We start from the raw sequence: 14,466 nt of genomic DNA on the forward strand, positions 1-14,466 counted from the left end.
TTAAGCAAAATAGTAATCCATATCTAAACTCAAACTTAGTGCAAACAACTGTTGAATATTGGATGCACTTATGAGTCGATGATGTGGATTTTCAACATACCCAGTTGCGCTGATATCGAGTGAATATTGGGTATTAAAAAAAAATTGCTGTAAGGTACTTTGATAAGGTTGTAATTGTTCGAGTAGATCACTGATATGCTCATTCAGTTTTACTGTTTCTCGATTTAAACGAGAACATAATTTAAGTAATGAATTTCGATGTTTTAATTGTCGTTTGGTTTCTAATTTAAGTCCCTGATCAAAATATACTTCAAAAGTTAATTCAAGAAATAATTGTTGTAACTCATTTGCTGGTAATTTAGACCAAAGACAGAAATAAGCATATTCACTACATGGTCTTGATTCTTCTGTTGTTGCGATTGGTTTGGCATATGGATAATCGTGTCCATCATCTTGATCTAAATAACCATGTAAATGAAACCCAGCATTTAATTCGCTCAGTTCCCGTAATAGATCAATATTAAGATGAAATCCTGCACCTTGCGTATTTTCACCATGCGTAACTAAATGCAAAGTCAGATGAAATGATGTGGGAAGCTGTAATATATTGGTGTTGGTTTCAAGATACGTAAACCAATGTTGTATTTGCTCTACATTATTTAAATTTTTATCAATATCGAAGCGGATACACATCTGTTGAAATTGATGTTTACCATCATCACTGATTTGACCTTTATTCCAAGCTTCATAGCGACACATTCGATCAAGATGATATTGCTCAACAATCTGTTGAACATTTTGTTCACTGTCTTGGGTAATGGTGAAGTAAAAGTATTCACTATAGCTTTGTTGCTTGGACATTTTTTTATAAATCTCATTTTATCCTGTGGATAACCACAACATTATCCACAGAAAATGTGGATAGTTTTAAAAAATTATGGATAAATATTGATCTTTGTATGATTGGAGACGAGTGCCCATATTTCATCCATATCTGAATTAGTGACAGCAATACAGCCTAAAGTCCAATCTTTACGAGGCATATATGTTGCACTTGAAGGCAATGATGCTGCCCATGTAGGCACTGTTCCATGAATCATAACGTCTCCACCTGTAGATTGATGCTGCTGTTTGGCAAAAGTAAGATCATTTTGATTCGGGTAAGAAATATGCAAGGATTTATAATAAGCACTTTGGGGATTACGCCAGTCGATTGAATAAGTCCCTTCAGGTGTTTTGCCATCACCTTCAAATTGTTTATGCCCGATTGGGTTAAAGCCTAAACGAATCGGATAACTTCGAATCACTTCATCTTGATGTTTCAATTGTAGAAGTCGTTGGTTTTTAAATACTTCAATTGAAGTCACGGGTTTAGTTTGATTGAGTTGTTGTATAACTTGTGCTGAAAGAGGTTTGTGTGTTGGTACGTGTGAAGGCAGAAACTTTCCATACTGATAAAAAGCCAGTCCACTGAAAAGAATTAGTATTATAAATCCAACTACAAACCTGAGTTTCATCATTGATTTTCTACGATGAACAACTTACTGAAATTTCAGGTACATCACTTGATAAAGGTGCAGTATCTTGTTCAGTTTCCAACTCAGGCTGTTTTTGATAAGGATGATTGAGTAGCTTAAATAAACGATCAACTTCACTAAAATCACCACGTTCGGCTTGTTCAATCGCTTTTTGTGCCATGTGGTTGCGTAAAATATAATGAGGATTAGCGCTTTGCATAACTCGATCTAACTCGTCTATATCTTGAGTTCTGCGAATCTCCTGATATTGATGGAGAAAAGCATCAAACTGACGTAGATCTAAGCAGTCATCACGGAGGGTTTTATATTCCTTGTTCTGTAGGCGAATAAAACTTTGCGTATAGTCGAGTTGTTCCGTTTGTAAAATTCGCAAGAATGCAAAACTACAATCTAAACTGTCTTTATGAAAATGGGGGAGCCCCATCTTCTCGCAGAGTCCTTGACCATAATGATGTAAAAAGATTGGTTCAAATTGTTCTAAGCAAGTCGCTAAATCTTGTTTGAATTGTTCTTTATGCTCAGGCTTAGCTAAAGGAATCAGGTTATTCAGCCATGTCCACAAATTCCAGTGTCCAATACTCGGTTGGTTTTGATAGGTATAGCGACCTTGGTAATCGGAGTGGTTATTAATCCAGTTTGGTCGAAAGCGTTCCATAAATCCATAAGGACCAAAATCCAAGGTTGAGCCTGTAATATTTAAATTATCGGTATTCATTACACCATGCGCAAAACCGACTAATTGCCATTTGGCGATCATGATTGCTGTACGCTCAATGACAGCTTTAGCGAAAGCCAGAACAGGGTTCTCAGCTTCTAAACATTCTGGATAGTGCCATTCGATACACTTTTGCGTAAATTCAGTTAAAAGTTCAGGCGCATATTGATTGATCCACTCAAAATGACCGAGGCGAATGTGACATTCAGAAGTGCGTAACAACATTGCACCAAGTTCGAGAGTTTCACGTTGTACACCTTGTGTAGATGTGGTGAAACCAACGGCATGGCTAGATGCTACGCCAAGCGCATTAAGTGCATGGCCAGCCAAGTATTCTCGAATAACTGAACGAAGCACGGCACGACCGTCACCCATACGAGAGTAGGGCGTGGAACCAGCACCCTTGAGGTGTAGATCAATGGTTTGCCTATGTTGATTTAGAATTTGTCCAATTAATAAACCACGTCCATCACCTAATTGACCTGCCCATTGACCAAATTGATGACCTGCATACACCATCGCCAATGGCGTGAATTCAGCAAAAGTTTTTTGCCCACTACAAATCTCGACCCAATTGGCTTTGTCTTCATCACTCCATTGCAACTCATTTGCCAAAGCATCATTGAAATGACCTGCTTTTGCACCACGTAAAGGACTTGGTTGCTGTTGATGATAAAGCTTTGAATTGAGAGATGAATAGCGAGGATTGAAATGCATAGGTCAATATCATGGCAAGAAGCTGAATGATGACTATAACAAAGATAGGTCTAAAATAGTGAATTGTGGCTATGAACTGAGTCTTTAAATAGGCATAAAAAATGGCCTCTAAAGAGACCATTTTATTGAGTATTTTTTATTCTGAAACTGGTGCCTTTTTGATATTACGCACTAATGTTTCTAAACATTCACGATGGTGTGCAAGGCGATGTTCAAGCAGTTGAAAATCGACTTTAAGCTTATGATCCATTTGATGGATTTTTTCAGCCATTGCCGCTTTTTTTGCTTGTAGCTCTTGCTCTTTCAACTTCGCCCAATCGTTTAGAGTTAATGTAAAAGCTTCATATTCTTGAGCAATACGTTGTTTCATCTGAGCAATATCAGTGTTCACATCGTGACCATAAATTGCGAGATCTTGTTCAGCATATTTAAACTTCATCGCAAGTTCTGCTTTTTGGATATTAAAGCTTGGGATACGACGTAAATTTTTCGCTAAGCCCAACTTAGCACTCGTCCAAATTAACCATTTTGTAGGGTCATATTGCCACCATTTAACACCATTACGGTAATCGTATTGGAAAATATGGTGATAGTTATGATAGCCCTCACCCCAAGTGAGAATTGCTAAGATAAAATTATCACGTGCGGTATTTTCGTCAGTATAAGGGCGTTTACCCCACATATGACATAAAGAGTTAATGAAGAAGGTGACATGGTGGCTAAGGAACAAACGAACTAAACCACCTAAAAGTAATACACCCCAGATATCACCAACCAACCAACCAACAGGCAACAAAATACCTGCATGGACAGCAATAACTAAAGGAACATAATATTTATCTTGGAACATGACTAATTTGTCATTTAACAAATCAGGTGCATTTTTATAATTTGGTTCGGCAGCAGGGTAGTTACGTAACATCCAACCCATATGTGCATACCAGAATCCATTATTAATCGAATAAGGGTCTTGATCGATATCATCAACATGACGGTGATGGGTACGGTGACCTGAAGCCCAAAATAAGATACTATTTTGAACTGCAAAAGTACCCATAATCATAAGAATGATTTTTAAAGGTAGGGTTGCTTCATAAGCACGGTGTGCCCATAAGCGATGATAGCCAGCAGTGATACCTAAACTGCTTACACCTAGTAAGACAAACATGCTAATCCATGCGCCCATACTAAAGTCATGATAATAGGTATAAATTGGAATCGAAATGAGTGCAACAACTGGTAAAAATACCAATGCGAAAATTGCAATCCAATTAATGGGTGCTTTCTTGAGTGGGGCGGAAGTCATATCCGTCAGCGCTCCTAAAAACCTTGTTTACACAAGATATAAAAACCAAACGAGATAGCAAAACCAATCATGACGATATATTGCTATTTTATGCTCGATATTAGCATGCTCAGATTAGATAACACTAGTATTATTCTACAGTTGTACTGAAAGAACAGTAACAGAATTCGTTTGTTGAATTAATCAATAAATTAAAAGGCGAAATAAATCAATGTCAGAACAAATAAGCGTGAAAAATACAATTTATTCTTTGAATAAGTTTTTTCACAAAACTTTAATATTATCTTGTGCTTTGCTACTTACGGCATGCCAAAGTCAACCGACACAGATCGCTAAAAATAGCTTACATCCCAAACGTGTAAGTGAATTGCCTCCTATGCAAGTTCGTAAAAGCAACGATGGCATTCAAGATGTGAATTGGCAAATTACCATGATTCAAAATAAACGTGCTTTATTCTTCAATCAATACCCAAGTTTTATGCTGAATTCAGTGACTAAAACCATTTCAGGTCATACGGGCTGCAATAACATTTATGGAAGTTATCAATATGATCTTAGCCAAAGGAAAATGAGTTTTGATGTGAGAGCGCAGCACTTTAGTTGTGATAAAGCATTAGCACAAGAAGCAGACTTGATGGATGCGATGCAGCGGATTGAACGTTTCCAAATTGAAGGGACGAATTTGTATTTATTAGATGCAAAAGGGCAGCGTTTAATTCAGGCGCAATCTAAAAAATAGAATTAGTTGTCGGAATAAATTCCATACTTTTATAAAGTTAGATGTTGCAACATGGTGCTCGGGAAATCAGTGATTAACCCTTGAATGCCCAATTGTTGTAGATTTTTGGCACGTTCAACGTCATTAACTGTCCAAACACTCACAGCAAGTTCGGCTTGCTGTGTAAACTGAATGATTTGATCGGTTGCCAGTTGATCTTTCCAACCAATTTGGTCGCACTCATATTGTTGAGCAAGCTCGATTGCGTATTCCCCAATTGGAATTTCAACCAACAGACCACGTTTAAAATGACTTTGATGTTGTTGTAATGCCGCTAAAATTTTTACATCAAAACTCGTAATTGTGGCAGTTTGTTCAAAGCCGACTAAATCTTGGTGTAATTGTAGAATTAAACGCTCAGCCGCTGCTTCATCTATAACTGCTTTAATTTCAACTTCAATATGTTCAAAATCAGTTAAACAACCCATTACATGGGGCAGGCTAGGAGTGTATTCTTCAAATCCCCACGCCTGCCATTGATGGCGATGATCGAATTGCTGAGCCTCGTGTAAATTACAGCTTTCAACATGATGTGATTTACCCGTAGTACGAACAAAATCATCATCATGAATCACCACCAATTGGTCATCTTTGAGTTGGCGCACATCAAACTCAACTGCACGTACACCTAAATCATGCAGGTAACGGAAGCCTCCTAAAGTATTCTCAGGAGCTTCGCCACGTGCACCACGATGACCGATGATTCGCATTTTGATTTACCTTAAAATAATTATGCTTGATCAATACTATCATTAATGTTTTTTTGCCAAAGTACTTCACTACCGCCTTCTGCACGTTGCAAAGCACGTGAGGCAACAAATAACCAGTCGGATAAACGGTTCAAGAGTTGTAATGCAGTAGATTGAATATTTTGATCACGATTGTGCACTGACATCAAAGTGCGTTCTGCGCGGCGGCATACAGCACGAGCTTGATGTGCATAACTACATGCTAGGCTACCCGAAGGCAAGATAAACTCTTTGAGCATTGGCAGAGATTCATTCATGTGATCAATTTCTTTTTCGAGAAACTCGATACAAATTGGTTGGAGTAAATGATAGTTCGGAATACAAACCTCACCGCCTAAATCAAATAACCAATGTTGAATCAAGCTTAAACTTTTATCCCAATCAGCTTTATTTTCAATTTGAGATGCGCTGATTTGTGCTCTTAATACGCCAATCGTGGCATTGAGTTCATCTACATCACCTAGCGCATTAATTCGTAAGTCATCTTTAGCGACACGTGAGCCATCCCCAAGACCTGTTGTACCGGAATCGCCTGTGCGCGTATAGATTTTACTTAAACGATGTCCCATGGAGCTGTCCTACAAATAAAAAGGGGATAATGTCGGTCAGAACATTACCCCGAAATTGGAGTTAAGAAAATATTTTATTGTCTAGATTGCACGATTAATAACGGAAAGTCACACCCATAGATGCAAGGCGACCACCGTTGATGTAGTAACTACCACTACCAAAAGCGGTACGATATTGTTTATCGCCTACATTTTGAATATTGGTAAAGAGTTTAATGTTCGGGTTTACATTGTAATATGCATTAAAGTCGATACGTGTAAAACCTGGAATTTGTACGGTATCATATCCACTATTGTCACTATTACTTTTTGCAATCACTGTGGTTGAAATGCCATAAGTTGCATCAGCCCATCCTGCCGTGAGAGATGCGGATTGACGAGGACGACGACTTAAATCTTCGTTATTTTTTTTGTCTTTCGCACGAACATATTGATAACCTAAATTTAGGTAAAGATTATCACCTTGCCATTTAATATAACTTTCAGCACCTTCGATTTTAGCTTCAGCAATATTGATGTTTTGGTAGACAGGGAATGTTGTTTCCCCGTCACCATCACATACGGCAACACATTCAGATGAAATCAGATTTTTAACCTTGGTTTGATATATAGATAAACCTGTAGATAAACCATAGTTAAGTTTTTGATCCAGACCCACTTCATAAGAAATACTTTCTTCTGGTTTCAGGTCAGGATTTCCACCAAAAGCATACATATCATTTAAAGTTGGTGCTTTAAATGCTGAACCGATATTTGCATAAACACTGGTTAAGGGTAGCACTTGATAACGAGCAGATCCTTGAGCAACAGTATGTGTGCCGAATTTTTCATTGTCTTCTACACGGATACCAACCTGAGTGTTTAATCCTGCTTGATCATATTTGTGTTGGATATAATAACCTGTTGAATCAATATCTTCTTGATATGGTGTGCCATAGGAGATCACATCACCATCAATATTTCGATGTGTTGCACCAACTAGAAGCTTTTGATTTGGTGTAAAGCCCCATTGACCATAGATTTCAGATTCTTGCGTTTTACTGTGGACAAAATCTGTTGAATTATTTTGATCTATTTCATCTTTGAATTGAGAAAAACGGGCATGTAGAGCTAAATTCTCAAGAATATTTAAACGTCCTTTAATGTTAATGATTTCATTTTTAAAATCTTGAGAAACGAGTTTGCCAGAGCTATCGTAATCGCTATAACCTTGGTTCTCACTATAATCAACAGAAGCTGCGTACTGTTCTTTTTCTACACCAATTTTTGCACTATAGCCTTTTTGATCAAATGAGGCATCGGCTGCATTTTTTATATCTTTGACAGGTGTTCCATCAGTTTCAAGGCGTTGACCGCGAATCTGTGCATAGAAACCATTTTCAGCCAGATCTGCACCGACTACAGATTTATAAGTTTTATTTTCACCAATTTCACCTGTTACAAAAGCAGCGGTTTTCTCTGGTGTTTTAGAAATCAATTGAACTACACCTGAGATTGCATCAGTACCATATAAAACTGATGCAGGACCTTTTAATACTTCGATCTGCTTAATATCAGTTGTATCAATAAATGGTAATGATGCTGTACCAGAAGTATTTGAATTTAGACGGACGCCATCTCTTAAAACAAGCGTTTGGTTTGAATTACCACCACGTAAGAAGATAGATGCAGCTTGTCCATAGCCACCGCTTTGTACCATATTGATCGAAGCATCTGTTTGAAGCAATTGCGGTAATGATGCAATTGGAGATTGCTCAAGAATTTTTGGTTCAATAATATTAATACGTGCTGGAACTTCGCTAATTTTTTGTTCAGTACGAGATGCCGTTACAACAATTGTATCTAGCGTCGCAGTTTTATCGTTTGATTGATCTTGAGCAAAAGTAGTTGAAGAAAACCCCATCGCAATAGCGATAGCACCAACTAAACGTGTCGGTTGAAAAATAGTAGACATGATGTCGCTCCAGACATTCACCCATCGTGAATGTTAAAGTGGAAATAAACAACAAGCAGGTCTCCGGACTTCACTATATCATCACAAGGACGATGCTATTAATCATCTTCCCACATCATTCAGATGCAGTGATTTGGCGTTTAGCTGAGATTAATAATTCGGTGTTACCGTTGCGAGGGCAGTGTTGGACTTACACCAACTTCCCTATAAGCAAAAGAATTTGCTTTAGACTTGTTGCGAGATGATGCGAAGTATAGAGTGTTAACGTTTTTTAAACAATTGCATTTGGAAATGAACTTTGACCAAAGTATGTCAAATTGCTTTACAATGTGAGAGTAGTAAATAGTCATCTCAAATTGGACATCAAATGCGCCAAACCCAACTCCGAACTCGTGCCAAAATTTGTGGAATCACTCGGACTCAAGATATTGATGCTGTTGTGCAAGCAGGAGCAGATGCGATTGGTTTTGTATTCTTTCCCCCAAGCCCACGTCATGTCAGTATTGAACAAGCGCAAATCTTGGCAAGCTCAGTACCCGCTTATGTTCAGTTGGTCGGTTTATTTGTAAATGCAAGCGCAGAAGAAATCCAAACAGTGCTTGATTCAGTTCCGTTGGATGTATTACAACTACATGGTGATGAAACACCTGAACAATGCCAACAAATTGCGTTGCATTGCAAACGCCGTTGGTACAAAGCCATTCAGGTTAAACCCGATTTAGACATTTTGACCGAAATTCAACGCTATCAAGCTGTGGGAGCCAGTGCGGTTCTACTTGATGCGTGGCATCCTGATTTAAAAGGTGGAACAGGCCACTGTTTCGATTGGAATAAATTTCCAAAACTTGATATTCCACTAATCTTGGCAGGGGGCTTAACCCCTGAAAATGTGAGTGACGCTATTGATACTACAGCATCTTTTGCTGTGGATGTCAGCGGAGGCGTAGAGTCCGCTAAAGGTATAAAAGACCAACAACTCATTGAAAAATTTATGCAAGGAGTCCAACGTGGATCAGCAAAACCTTAGTCAACAAAATCAGGCGATTGACTACACCCAGTTTCCAGATGCTCAGGGGCATTTTGGTATTCATGGTGGGCGTTTTGTGTCAGAAACGCTTATGGCTGCACTTGAAGACTTAGAAAGTCTTTATGGTCGTATGAAAAATGATGCTCAGTTTTTAGCAGAGTTTGACCGTGATCTTGCGTTTTATGTTGGTCGTCCAAGTCCACTTTATTATGCTGAGCGATGGTCTCAGCACCTCGGCGGTGCGCAAATTTACCTGAAACGTGAAGACTTGAACCATACAGGTTCACATAAGGTCAACAACACCATTGGTCAGGCTTTATTGGCAAAGCTATCAGGTAAGAAGCGCATCATCGCAGAAACAGGAGCAGGTCAACACGGTGTAGCGACGGCTACCATTGCAGCACGTTTGGGTATGGAATGTGTGGTGTACATGGGTGCTGAAGACGTAAAACGTCAGGCCATGAATGTATATCGTATGCGTTTACTTGGGGCGACTGTAGTTCCTGTGCAAAGTGGTTCAAAAACATTAAAAGATGCTATGAACGAAGCAATGCGTGATTGGGTCACCAATGTTGATACGACTTATTATGTCATTGGTACGGTTGCTGGTCCGCATCCATATCCACAACTCGTTCGTGATTTTCAATCAATCATTGGTCGTGAAGCACGTCAACAAATCCAAGCACAAGCAGGGCGTTTACCTGATGCCTTGGTTGCTTGTGTTGGCGGAGGTTCAAATGCAATGGGCTTGTTCTATCCATTCTTGAATGACCAAGATGTGAAAATGTACGGTGTTGAAGCTGCAGGCTACGGTATTGAAACAGGTAAGCACTCTGCACCATTAAATGCAGGGCATGTGGGTGTATTACATGGTAACCGTACTTACCTCATGTCGGATGAGCAAGGTCAGATTATTGAAACACATAGTATTTCAGCAGGTTTGGATTATCCAGGTGTTGGTCCAGAGCATAGTTTCTTAAAAGATATGCATCGTGTTGAATATGTTCCAATTAAAGATGATGAAGCCTTACAAGGCTTCCGTGATTTAACTCAGATTGAAGGCATCATTCCTGCACTTGAAAGTTCACATGCGATGGCTTATGTCACTAAACTTGCCCCAACAATGTCGAAAGATCAAATCATTATTGCAACAGTTTCAGGTCGTGGTGATAAAGACTTAATGACGGTTGCAAAAATTGATGGTATTCCGATGGTCGACTTATAATATCGAATATTTGTATGATAGTATTATTATGAATAGTGTACCTAAACAACATTGATATTTATTATGTTGTTACAGGTTGTACATGGATGTATAACACGACAATAATCATACAGGATTACGGAGGATGAAATACTCCTTACCCATATATATAAGTAAAGCTTTTCTTGTCATTTTGGATTGGGATTTAGTTAAAAAATCCCAATCTATATTACTTTATGCTAGTTTTACAGCTGTGGTCATCTATTTTATGCAAATAAAATATATGTATCATCCTTTAGCAAATACTGAGTTATTAACTAAATTTCTGTGGTTGTATCCTAGTATATTTGTTTTAAATGCATTTTTAATTCTGTTTGGCTTTTTTATTAAAAATAAGCCAAATACCCATATTTATTATGTATTATTTTTATCTGTTTATTACCCATTTTCATTGTTAGGCTTGCCGATTGGTGTTGGTTTGCTCAATATTCTCAATGGAATTATTTTTATGGGGATTGCCTTCACGGCATTATTGTTATTTCCTCGTTTTGTTGTCTATTTCGGTCTAATTTCTTACGTCATTGTATATTATCTTTTAGCAGGACTAACGGTTGCTGGGTATTTGGATTATGCAATTGCGTATAAACCTTATACCTTGATGCATAAAGATGTGCAAAATGCTCAGATTATTTATTCCATGTTTTATACAACATTATATGCAGCATTTACGATTACTTTATTTGATATTAGTGTAGAGCGTTGGCGCAGATATAATTCAAAAATACAAAAGCTAAGCTGTACCGATGAGTTGACAAGTTTGCTTAATCGTCGTGGGGTGAATCAAATTATTGATTTACAGATGCAACAGGCACAAATTACCCATCGAGAAACATCGTTGATTATGGTGGATATTGATAATTTTAAAAATATTAATGATCAATATGGACATCATCAAGGAGATTTGGTTTTAAAACATGTCGCAAATATACTGCGAAAAAATTTACGAGCCAGTGATGTGATTGGACGTTATGGTGGTGAGGAATTTGTCATTTTATTACCATTTACTTCTATTGAAAATGCAGTGTTGGTGGCAGAGGTATGTCGTAAAGCATTAGAGCAGACCGCAGTTGAAGTGAAAGAAAATGAAATGCTTTATATCAAGGCGTGTTTTGGGGTAAGTAGTACAGCTTTTAGTGGTTTTGATTATACAGGCTTGTTTGAGCAAGCAGATAAGGCGTTGTACGAGGCGAAACACAATGGTAAAAATCAGGTCAGAACGGCATTTACGTTATAATTGAGTTGGGGAAATCTTGTGAAATTGATACAGAAAAATGGTCAGCCTCGTTATGGGCGTTTTGATCAAATACCTTCACAAATTAATTTGGACGACTATATTTATAAAACGCCTTATGGCCAAGTACTAAAAGGCTGGCGCAAGCAGCTTAAATATAAGAAATTTAAATTCTGTGGTTTACAACATGAGCATTACAGCATTGGTATTGCAATTGTCGATCTATCATGGGCAGGGCATGGCTTTTTCTATGTTTATGATCATCTTTCTAAAAAAGTAATCGAATGGAATGCGATTCAGCCATTGGCGTTGAAAACCCAACTCGATGAACAACCTTTATTTAGTCAAAGCTATTTTAAAAAATCGGCTTATCAATTTGATATGCAACACGCCAATGGTGTGCGTTATATCCAAGTAACCAAACATGGCGAAGTACAACTGAAAGCACGTATTTTCTGTGCAGGTACGGATGCACTCAGTTTATGTAGTCCAACAGGGATTAATGGCTGGACATATACGCAAAAACAAACCACTTTGGCTGTAGAAGGCTTTTTCATTAGCCCAGATCAACAGCAGATCGAGTTCAATGCACATAGTCTCGCTGCACTCGATGATACTTGTGGTTTTTTACGACCTGAAACCGCTTGGTTTTGGTTGTCTTGTCAGTTCCGTGATGCAAATGATCGCCGTATTGGCTTGAATCTCGCATCAGGTGTCAATGAAAGTTTTGGTAATGAAAATGCGTTGTGGGTTGATGGTCGTTTATATCCACTCACTGATATTTTATTTGAGCAACAAAATGAAAATTGTTGGGCAATACGTTCTTTGGATGAGCGATTGAATTTACTAGTTGAAACAGGTTGGTGTCGTTTTGAAAATATTAACTTACGTTTGATCGGTAGTCAGTTTAATCAATGGCAAGCGAAAGTCAGCGGTACGATTGAACATGAAAATGTTGAACTGGTGATGTTGAATAACGAATATGGATTATTAGAACAGCATTATGCGAAGTGGTGATTATTAGAATATGAGTCTGTTTCTTGTATTAAATATGCCATAGTGAGATAAGGTTGTAGGTATAAATATTAACCATGTGGAGTATTGTTTCACAAGACCTCATAATACAATGTTAGAACGGGGTAATATTCAGTTATGTATTTTTATTATTCATAAGTTGGAATGTATAAAGATAATATTGAGATTTTTATTTCATAGAGAGAGTTAAAGAGTGGTAATTTTTAAATGATTAACTCAGCAGAGGAATTTATTTTACTTCGAAATAGTGAAACACGTGACGAATATATACGAGCAGCCTCTGAAGATGCTTCTGACCTTGTTTGGATAGATGTCATTTATAGATTTTCAGAAATGAGAGAGTGGGTTGCATATAATAAAACTGTGCCATTAAATATATTAGAAATTCTAGCAAGAGATGAAAATGAATCTGTCCGAGCGGCAGTTGCTATGAAGAGAAAGCTTAGCCCAGAGTTGTTTGATTTATTATCTCGAGATAGTAGTGAGGAAGTTCGTCATAGAATAGCATGTAATAAAAAATCGCCAATTTATATTCTGAAAACGCTTACCAATGATCCAATAAGGTTTGTTCGTGAAGCTGCTTTAAAACATGTTGAAAATTAATAAATTACCTTGCTCCACCACCTTGTGGTAGAGCATTGAAGTTTTTATTTAAAGTGGACTAAAGCCCTGCTTGCCAGAATGCTTCACCCGCAGCAATCGGATCATTGGTCTTGGCCAAAGTATCAATCCAGACATCGTACTGACGAATCACTGGATGCTGATTCGGATGGAAATCTTTTTTAAACCAGTCGCTATATTGTGCTCTTTTCGCAGTCAAAATTCCGTTTCGACCAAAGAACCAAGGTAAACCTTTACGTGCCATATCAAAACGTTGTCTTAAATTAAAACCGTCAGTTTTTAGCATTACATCCGTACGATACAAAGTAAAACCAAACATCATGACAGTGGTGAAGAGCAGTGCAAAACGTCGAGTGGCTTCCGGTACATCACCGACTTGCTTCATTACATCAAAAGCAACATCACGATGTTCCATTTCTTCAATCGCATGCCAAGCGAATAGCGCACGAACAAATGGATCTGCCTCCGCTAAAGTCTCTTTTTTACTATAAAAAGTATCTGCCATTAACGCAGTTAAATGCTCTGCGGCTGCGGTCATGGCAATGTTGTATTGAGCTGAACGGTTTTTTAATTCAAATCTAAAAATCTTTTTCAACCGAGCAGTGAACTGATCAACAGGCATACCTTGTTCTTTCATGATCTGATTCATTTTGTCATGTGCAATACCATGCTGTGCTTCCTGACGAATAAAATCAGCCACACGCTCTTGCAAATCAGGATCATTAATTTTGTCACGGAATAAACGCACACATTCAATAAAATAGCGTTCGCCATCAGGGAAGGTTAGGCTTAATGCATCAAACATACGAGTACGAAATGGATCACCACCAAACCAAAAACGTGGTGCCTGATCTAAATGGAAATCTAGTTTTGTTCTAACAACTGGCTCAACTTGATAGGAAACGTGTGCATTCATTTTTTGCTATTCCTTGTCTTTTCTTCATGAACTCAGTATGGAAAAA

Annotated in this window: 14 protein-coding genes and 1 riboswitch; of the genes, 6 read left to right on the forward strand and 8 right to left on the reverse strand. The window is 38.0% G+C overall.

Annotated features, from left to right (window positions below; genetic code table 11):
- From AC0JIQ_RS02820 to AC0JIQ_RS02835, 4 genes are all read right to left on the reverse strand, one after another.
- Positions 1-861 (reverse strand): hypothetical protein, encoded by an 861-nt coding sequence (locus tag AC0JIQ_RS02820; RefSeq protein ID WP_474202568.1) that lies wholly within the window; start codon positions 859-861, stop codon positions 1-3.
- A 74-nt stretch (positions 862-935) separates the two neighbouring features.
- Complete coding sequence (locus AC0JIQ_RS02825; RefSeq protein WP_474202569.1) at positions 936-1,517, reverse strand: L,D-transpeptidase family protein; 582 nt, start codon at positions 1,515-1,517, stop codon at positions 936-938.
- A gap of 10 nt (positions 1,518-1,527) precedes the next feature.
- Entirely contained in the window at positions 1,528-2,970 is a 1,443-nt protein-coding gene (locus AC0JIQ_RS02830) for a protein adenylyltransferase SelO (protein ID WP_474202570.1), read from the reverse strand.
- Positions 2,971-3,106: 136 nt separating this feature from the next.
- Positions 3,107-4,276: an acyl-CoA desaturase gene (locus AC0JIQ_RS02835; RefSeq protein ID WP_005214393.1), complete on the reverse strand. Its 1,170-nt coding sequence runs from the start codon at positions 4,274-4,276 to the stop codon at positions 3,107-3,109.
- 211 nt (positions 4,277-4,487) lie between these two features.
- Here AC0JIQ_RS02835 and AC0JIQ_RS02840 point away from each other — a divergent pair, with 211 nt between their 5' ends.
- Complete coding sequence (locus tag AC0JIQ_RS02840; RefSeq protein WP_474202571.1) at positions 4,488-5,015, forward strand: META domain-containing protein; 528 nt, start codon at positions 4,488-4,490, stop codon at positions 5,013-5,015.
- A 29-nt stretch (positions 5,016-5,044) separates the two neighbouring features.
- On the opposite strand, the gene AC0JIQ_RS02845 is transcribed toward AC0JIQ_RS02840, so the two are convergent.
- The 3 genes from AC0JIQ_RS02845 to AC0JIQ_RS02855 all read right to left on the reverse strand — a co-directional run bounded on the left by AC0JIQ_RS02845 (position 5,045) and on the right by AC0JIQ_RS02855 (position 8,326).
- Positions 5,045-5,764, reverse strand: a complete 720-nt coding sequence (locus AC0JIQ_RS02845; RefSeq protein ID WP_474202572.1) for a glycerophosphodiester phosphodiesterase — start codon at positions 5,762-5,764, stop codon at positions 5,045-5,047.
- 20 nt (positions 5,765-5,784) lie between these two features.
- Entirely contained in the window at positions 5,785-6,372 is a 588-nt protein-coding gene (locus AC0JIQ_RS02850; protein WP_474202573.1) for a cob(I)yrinic acid a,c-diamide adenosyltransferase, read from the reverse strand.
- A 94-nt stretch (positions 6,373-6,466) separates the two neighbouring features.
- A complete protein-coding gene (locus AC0JIQ_RS02855; protein WP_474202574.1) occupies positions 6,467-8,326 on the reverse strand; it encodes a TonB-dependent receptor plug domain-containing protein in 1,860 nt (619 codons plus the stop codon).
- A gap of 37 nt (positions 8,327-8,363) precedes the next feature.
- Positions 8,364-8,576: riboswitch (cobalamin riboswitch) on the reverse strand.
- Positions 8,577-8,693: 117 nt separating this feature from the next.
- Between AC0JIQ_RS02855 and AC0JIQ_RS02860 the strand changes: the two genes are divergently transcribed.
- The 5 genes from AC0JIQ_RS02860 to AC0JIQ_RS02880 all read left to right on the forward strand — a co-directional run bounded on the left by AC0JIQ_RS02860 (position 8,694) and on the right by AC0JIQ_RS02880 (position 13,486).
- Positions 8,694-9,353: a phosphoribosylanthranilate isomerase gene (locus tag AC0JIQ_RS02860; RefSeq protein WP_474202575.1), complete on the forward strand. Its 660-nt coding sequence runs from the start codon at positions 8,694-8,696 to the stop codon at positions 9,351-9,353.
- Positions 9,334-10,578: a tryptophan synthase subunit beta gene (gene trpB, locus AC0JIQ_RS02865; RefSeq protein WP_241307068.1), complete on the forward strand. Its 1,245-nt coding sequence runs from the start codon at positions 9,334-9,336 to the stop codon at positions 10,576-10,578. Before AC0JIQ_RS02860 ends, trpB begins: the two co-directional genes overlap by 20 nt.
- Positions 10,579-10,825: 247 nt before the next feature.
- Positions 10,826-11,851 (forward strand): GGDEF domain-containing protein, encoded by a 1,026-nt coding sequence (locus AC0JIQ_RS02870; RefSeq protein ID WP_227505859.1) that lies wholly within the window; start codon positions 10,826-10,828, stop codon positions 11,849-11,851.
- An 18-nt stretch (positions 11,852-11,869) separates the two neighbouring features.
- Positions 11,870-12,865: a DUF2804 domain-containing protein gene (locus tag AC0JIQ_RS02875; RefSeq protein WP_474202576.1), complete on the forward strand. Its 996-nt coding sequence runs from the start codon at positions 11,870-11,872 to the stop codon at positions 12,863-12,865.
- A gap of 225 nt (positions 12,866-13,090) precedes the next feature.
- Positions 13,091-13,486 (forward strand): hypothetical protein, encoded by a 396-nt coding sequence (locus AC0JIQ_RS02880; RefSeq protein WP_474202577.1) that lies wholly within the window; start codon positions 13,091-13,093, stop codon positions 13,484-13,486.
- Between the two features lie 58 nt (positions 13,487-13,544).
- On the opposite strand, the gene AC0JIQ_RS02885 is transcribed toward AC0JIQ_RS02880, so the two are convergent.
- Positions 13,545-14,420 (reverse strand): metal-dependent hydrolase, encoded by an 876-nt coding sequence (locus AC0JIQ_RS02885; RefSeq protein WP_005214379.1) that lies wholly within the window; start codon positions 14,418-14,420, stop codon positions 13,545-13,547.
- Between the last annotated feature and the right edge of the window lie 46 nt (positions 14,421-14,466).

The sequence above is a fragment of the Acinetobacter sp. FB genome (assembly GCF_056033405.1).

Coding starts and splice junctions, on each gene's coding strand:
- AC0JIQ_RS02820 (WP_474202568.1), bottom strand. CDS start 861: ATGTCCAAGCAACAAAGCTATAGTGAATACTTTTACTTCACCATTACC.
- AC0JIQ_RS02825 (WP_474202569.1), bottom strand. CDS start 1,517: ATGAAACTCAGGTTTGTAGTTGGATTTATAATACTAATTCTTTTCAGT.
- AC0JIQ_RS02830 (WP_474202570.1), bottom strand. CDS start 2,970: ATGCATTTCAATCCTCGCTATTCATCTCTCAATTCAAAGCTTTATCAT.
- AC0JIQ_RS02835 (WP_005214393.1), bottom strand. CDS start 4,276: ATGACTTCCGCCCCACTCAAGAAAGCACCCATTAATTGGATTGCAATT.
- AC0JIQ_RS02840 (WP_474202571.1), top strand. CDS start 4,488: ATGTCAGAACAAATAAGCGTGAAAAATACAATTTATTCTTTGAATAAG.
- AC0JIQ_RS02845 (WP_474202572.1), bottom strand. CDS start 5,764: ATGCGAATCATCGGTCATCGTGGTGCACGTGGCGAAGCTCCTGAGAAT.
- AC0JIQ_RS02850 (WP_474202573.1), bottom strand. CDS start 6,372: ATGGGACATCGTTTAAGTAAAATCTATACGCGCACAGGCGATTCCGGT.
- AC0JIQ_RS02855 (WP_474202574.1), bottom strand. CDS start 8,326: ATGTCTACTATTTTTCAACCGACACGTTTAGTTGGTGCTATCGCTATT.
- AC0JIQ_RS02860 (WP_474202575.1), top strand. CDS start 8,694: ATGCGCCAAACCCAACTCCGAACTCGTGCCAAAATTTGTGGAATCACT.
- AC0JIQ_RS02870 (WP_227505859.1), top strand. CDS start 10,826: ATGCAAATAAAATATATGTATCATCCTTTAGCAAATACTGAGTTATTA.
- AC0JIQ_RS02880 (WP_474202577.1), top strand. CDS start 13,091: ATGATTAACTCAGCAGAGGAATTTATTTTACTTCGAAATAGTGAAACA.
- AC0JIQ_RS02885 (WP_005214379.1), bottom strand. CDS start 14,420: ATGAATGCACACGTTTCCTATCAAGTTGAGCCAGTTGTTAGAACAAAA.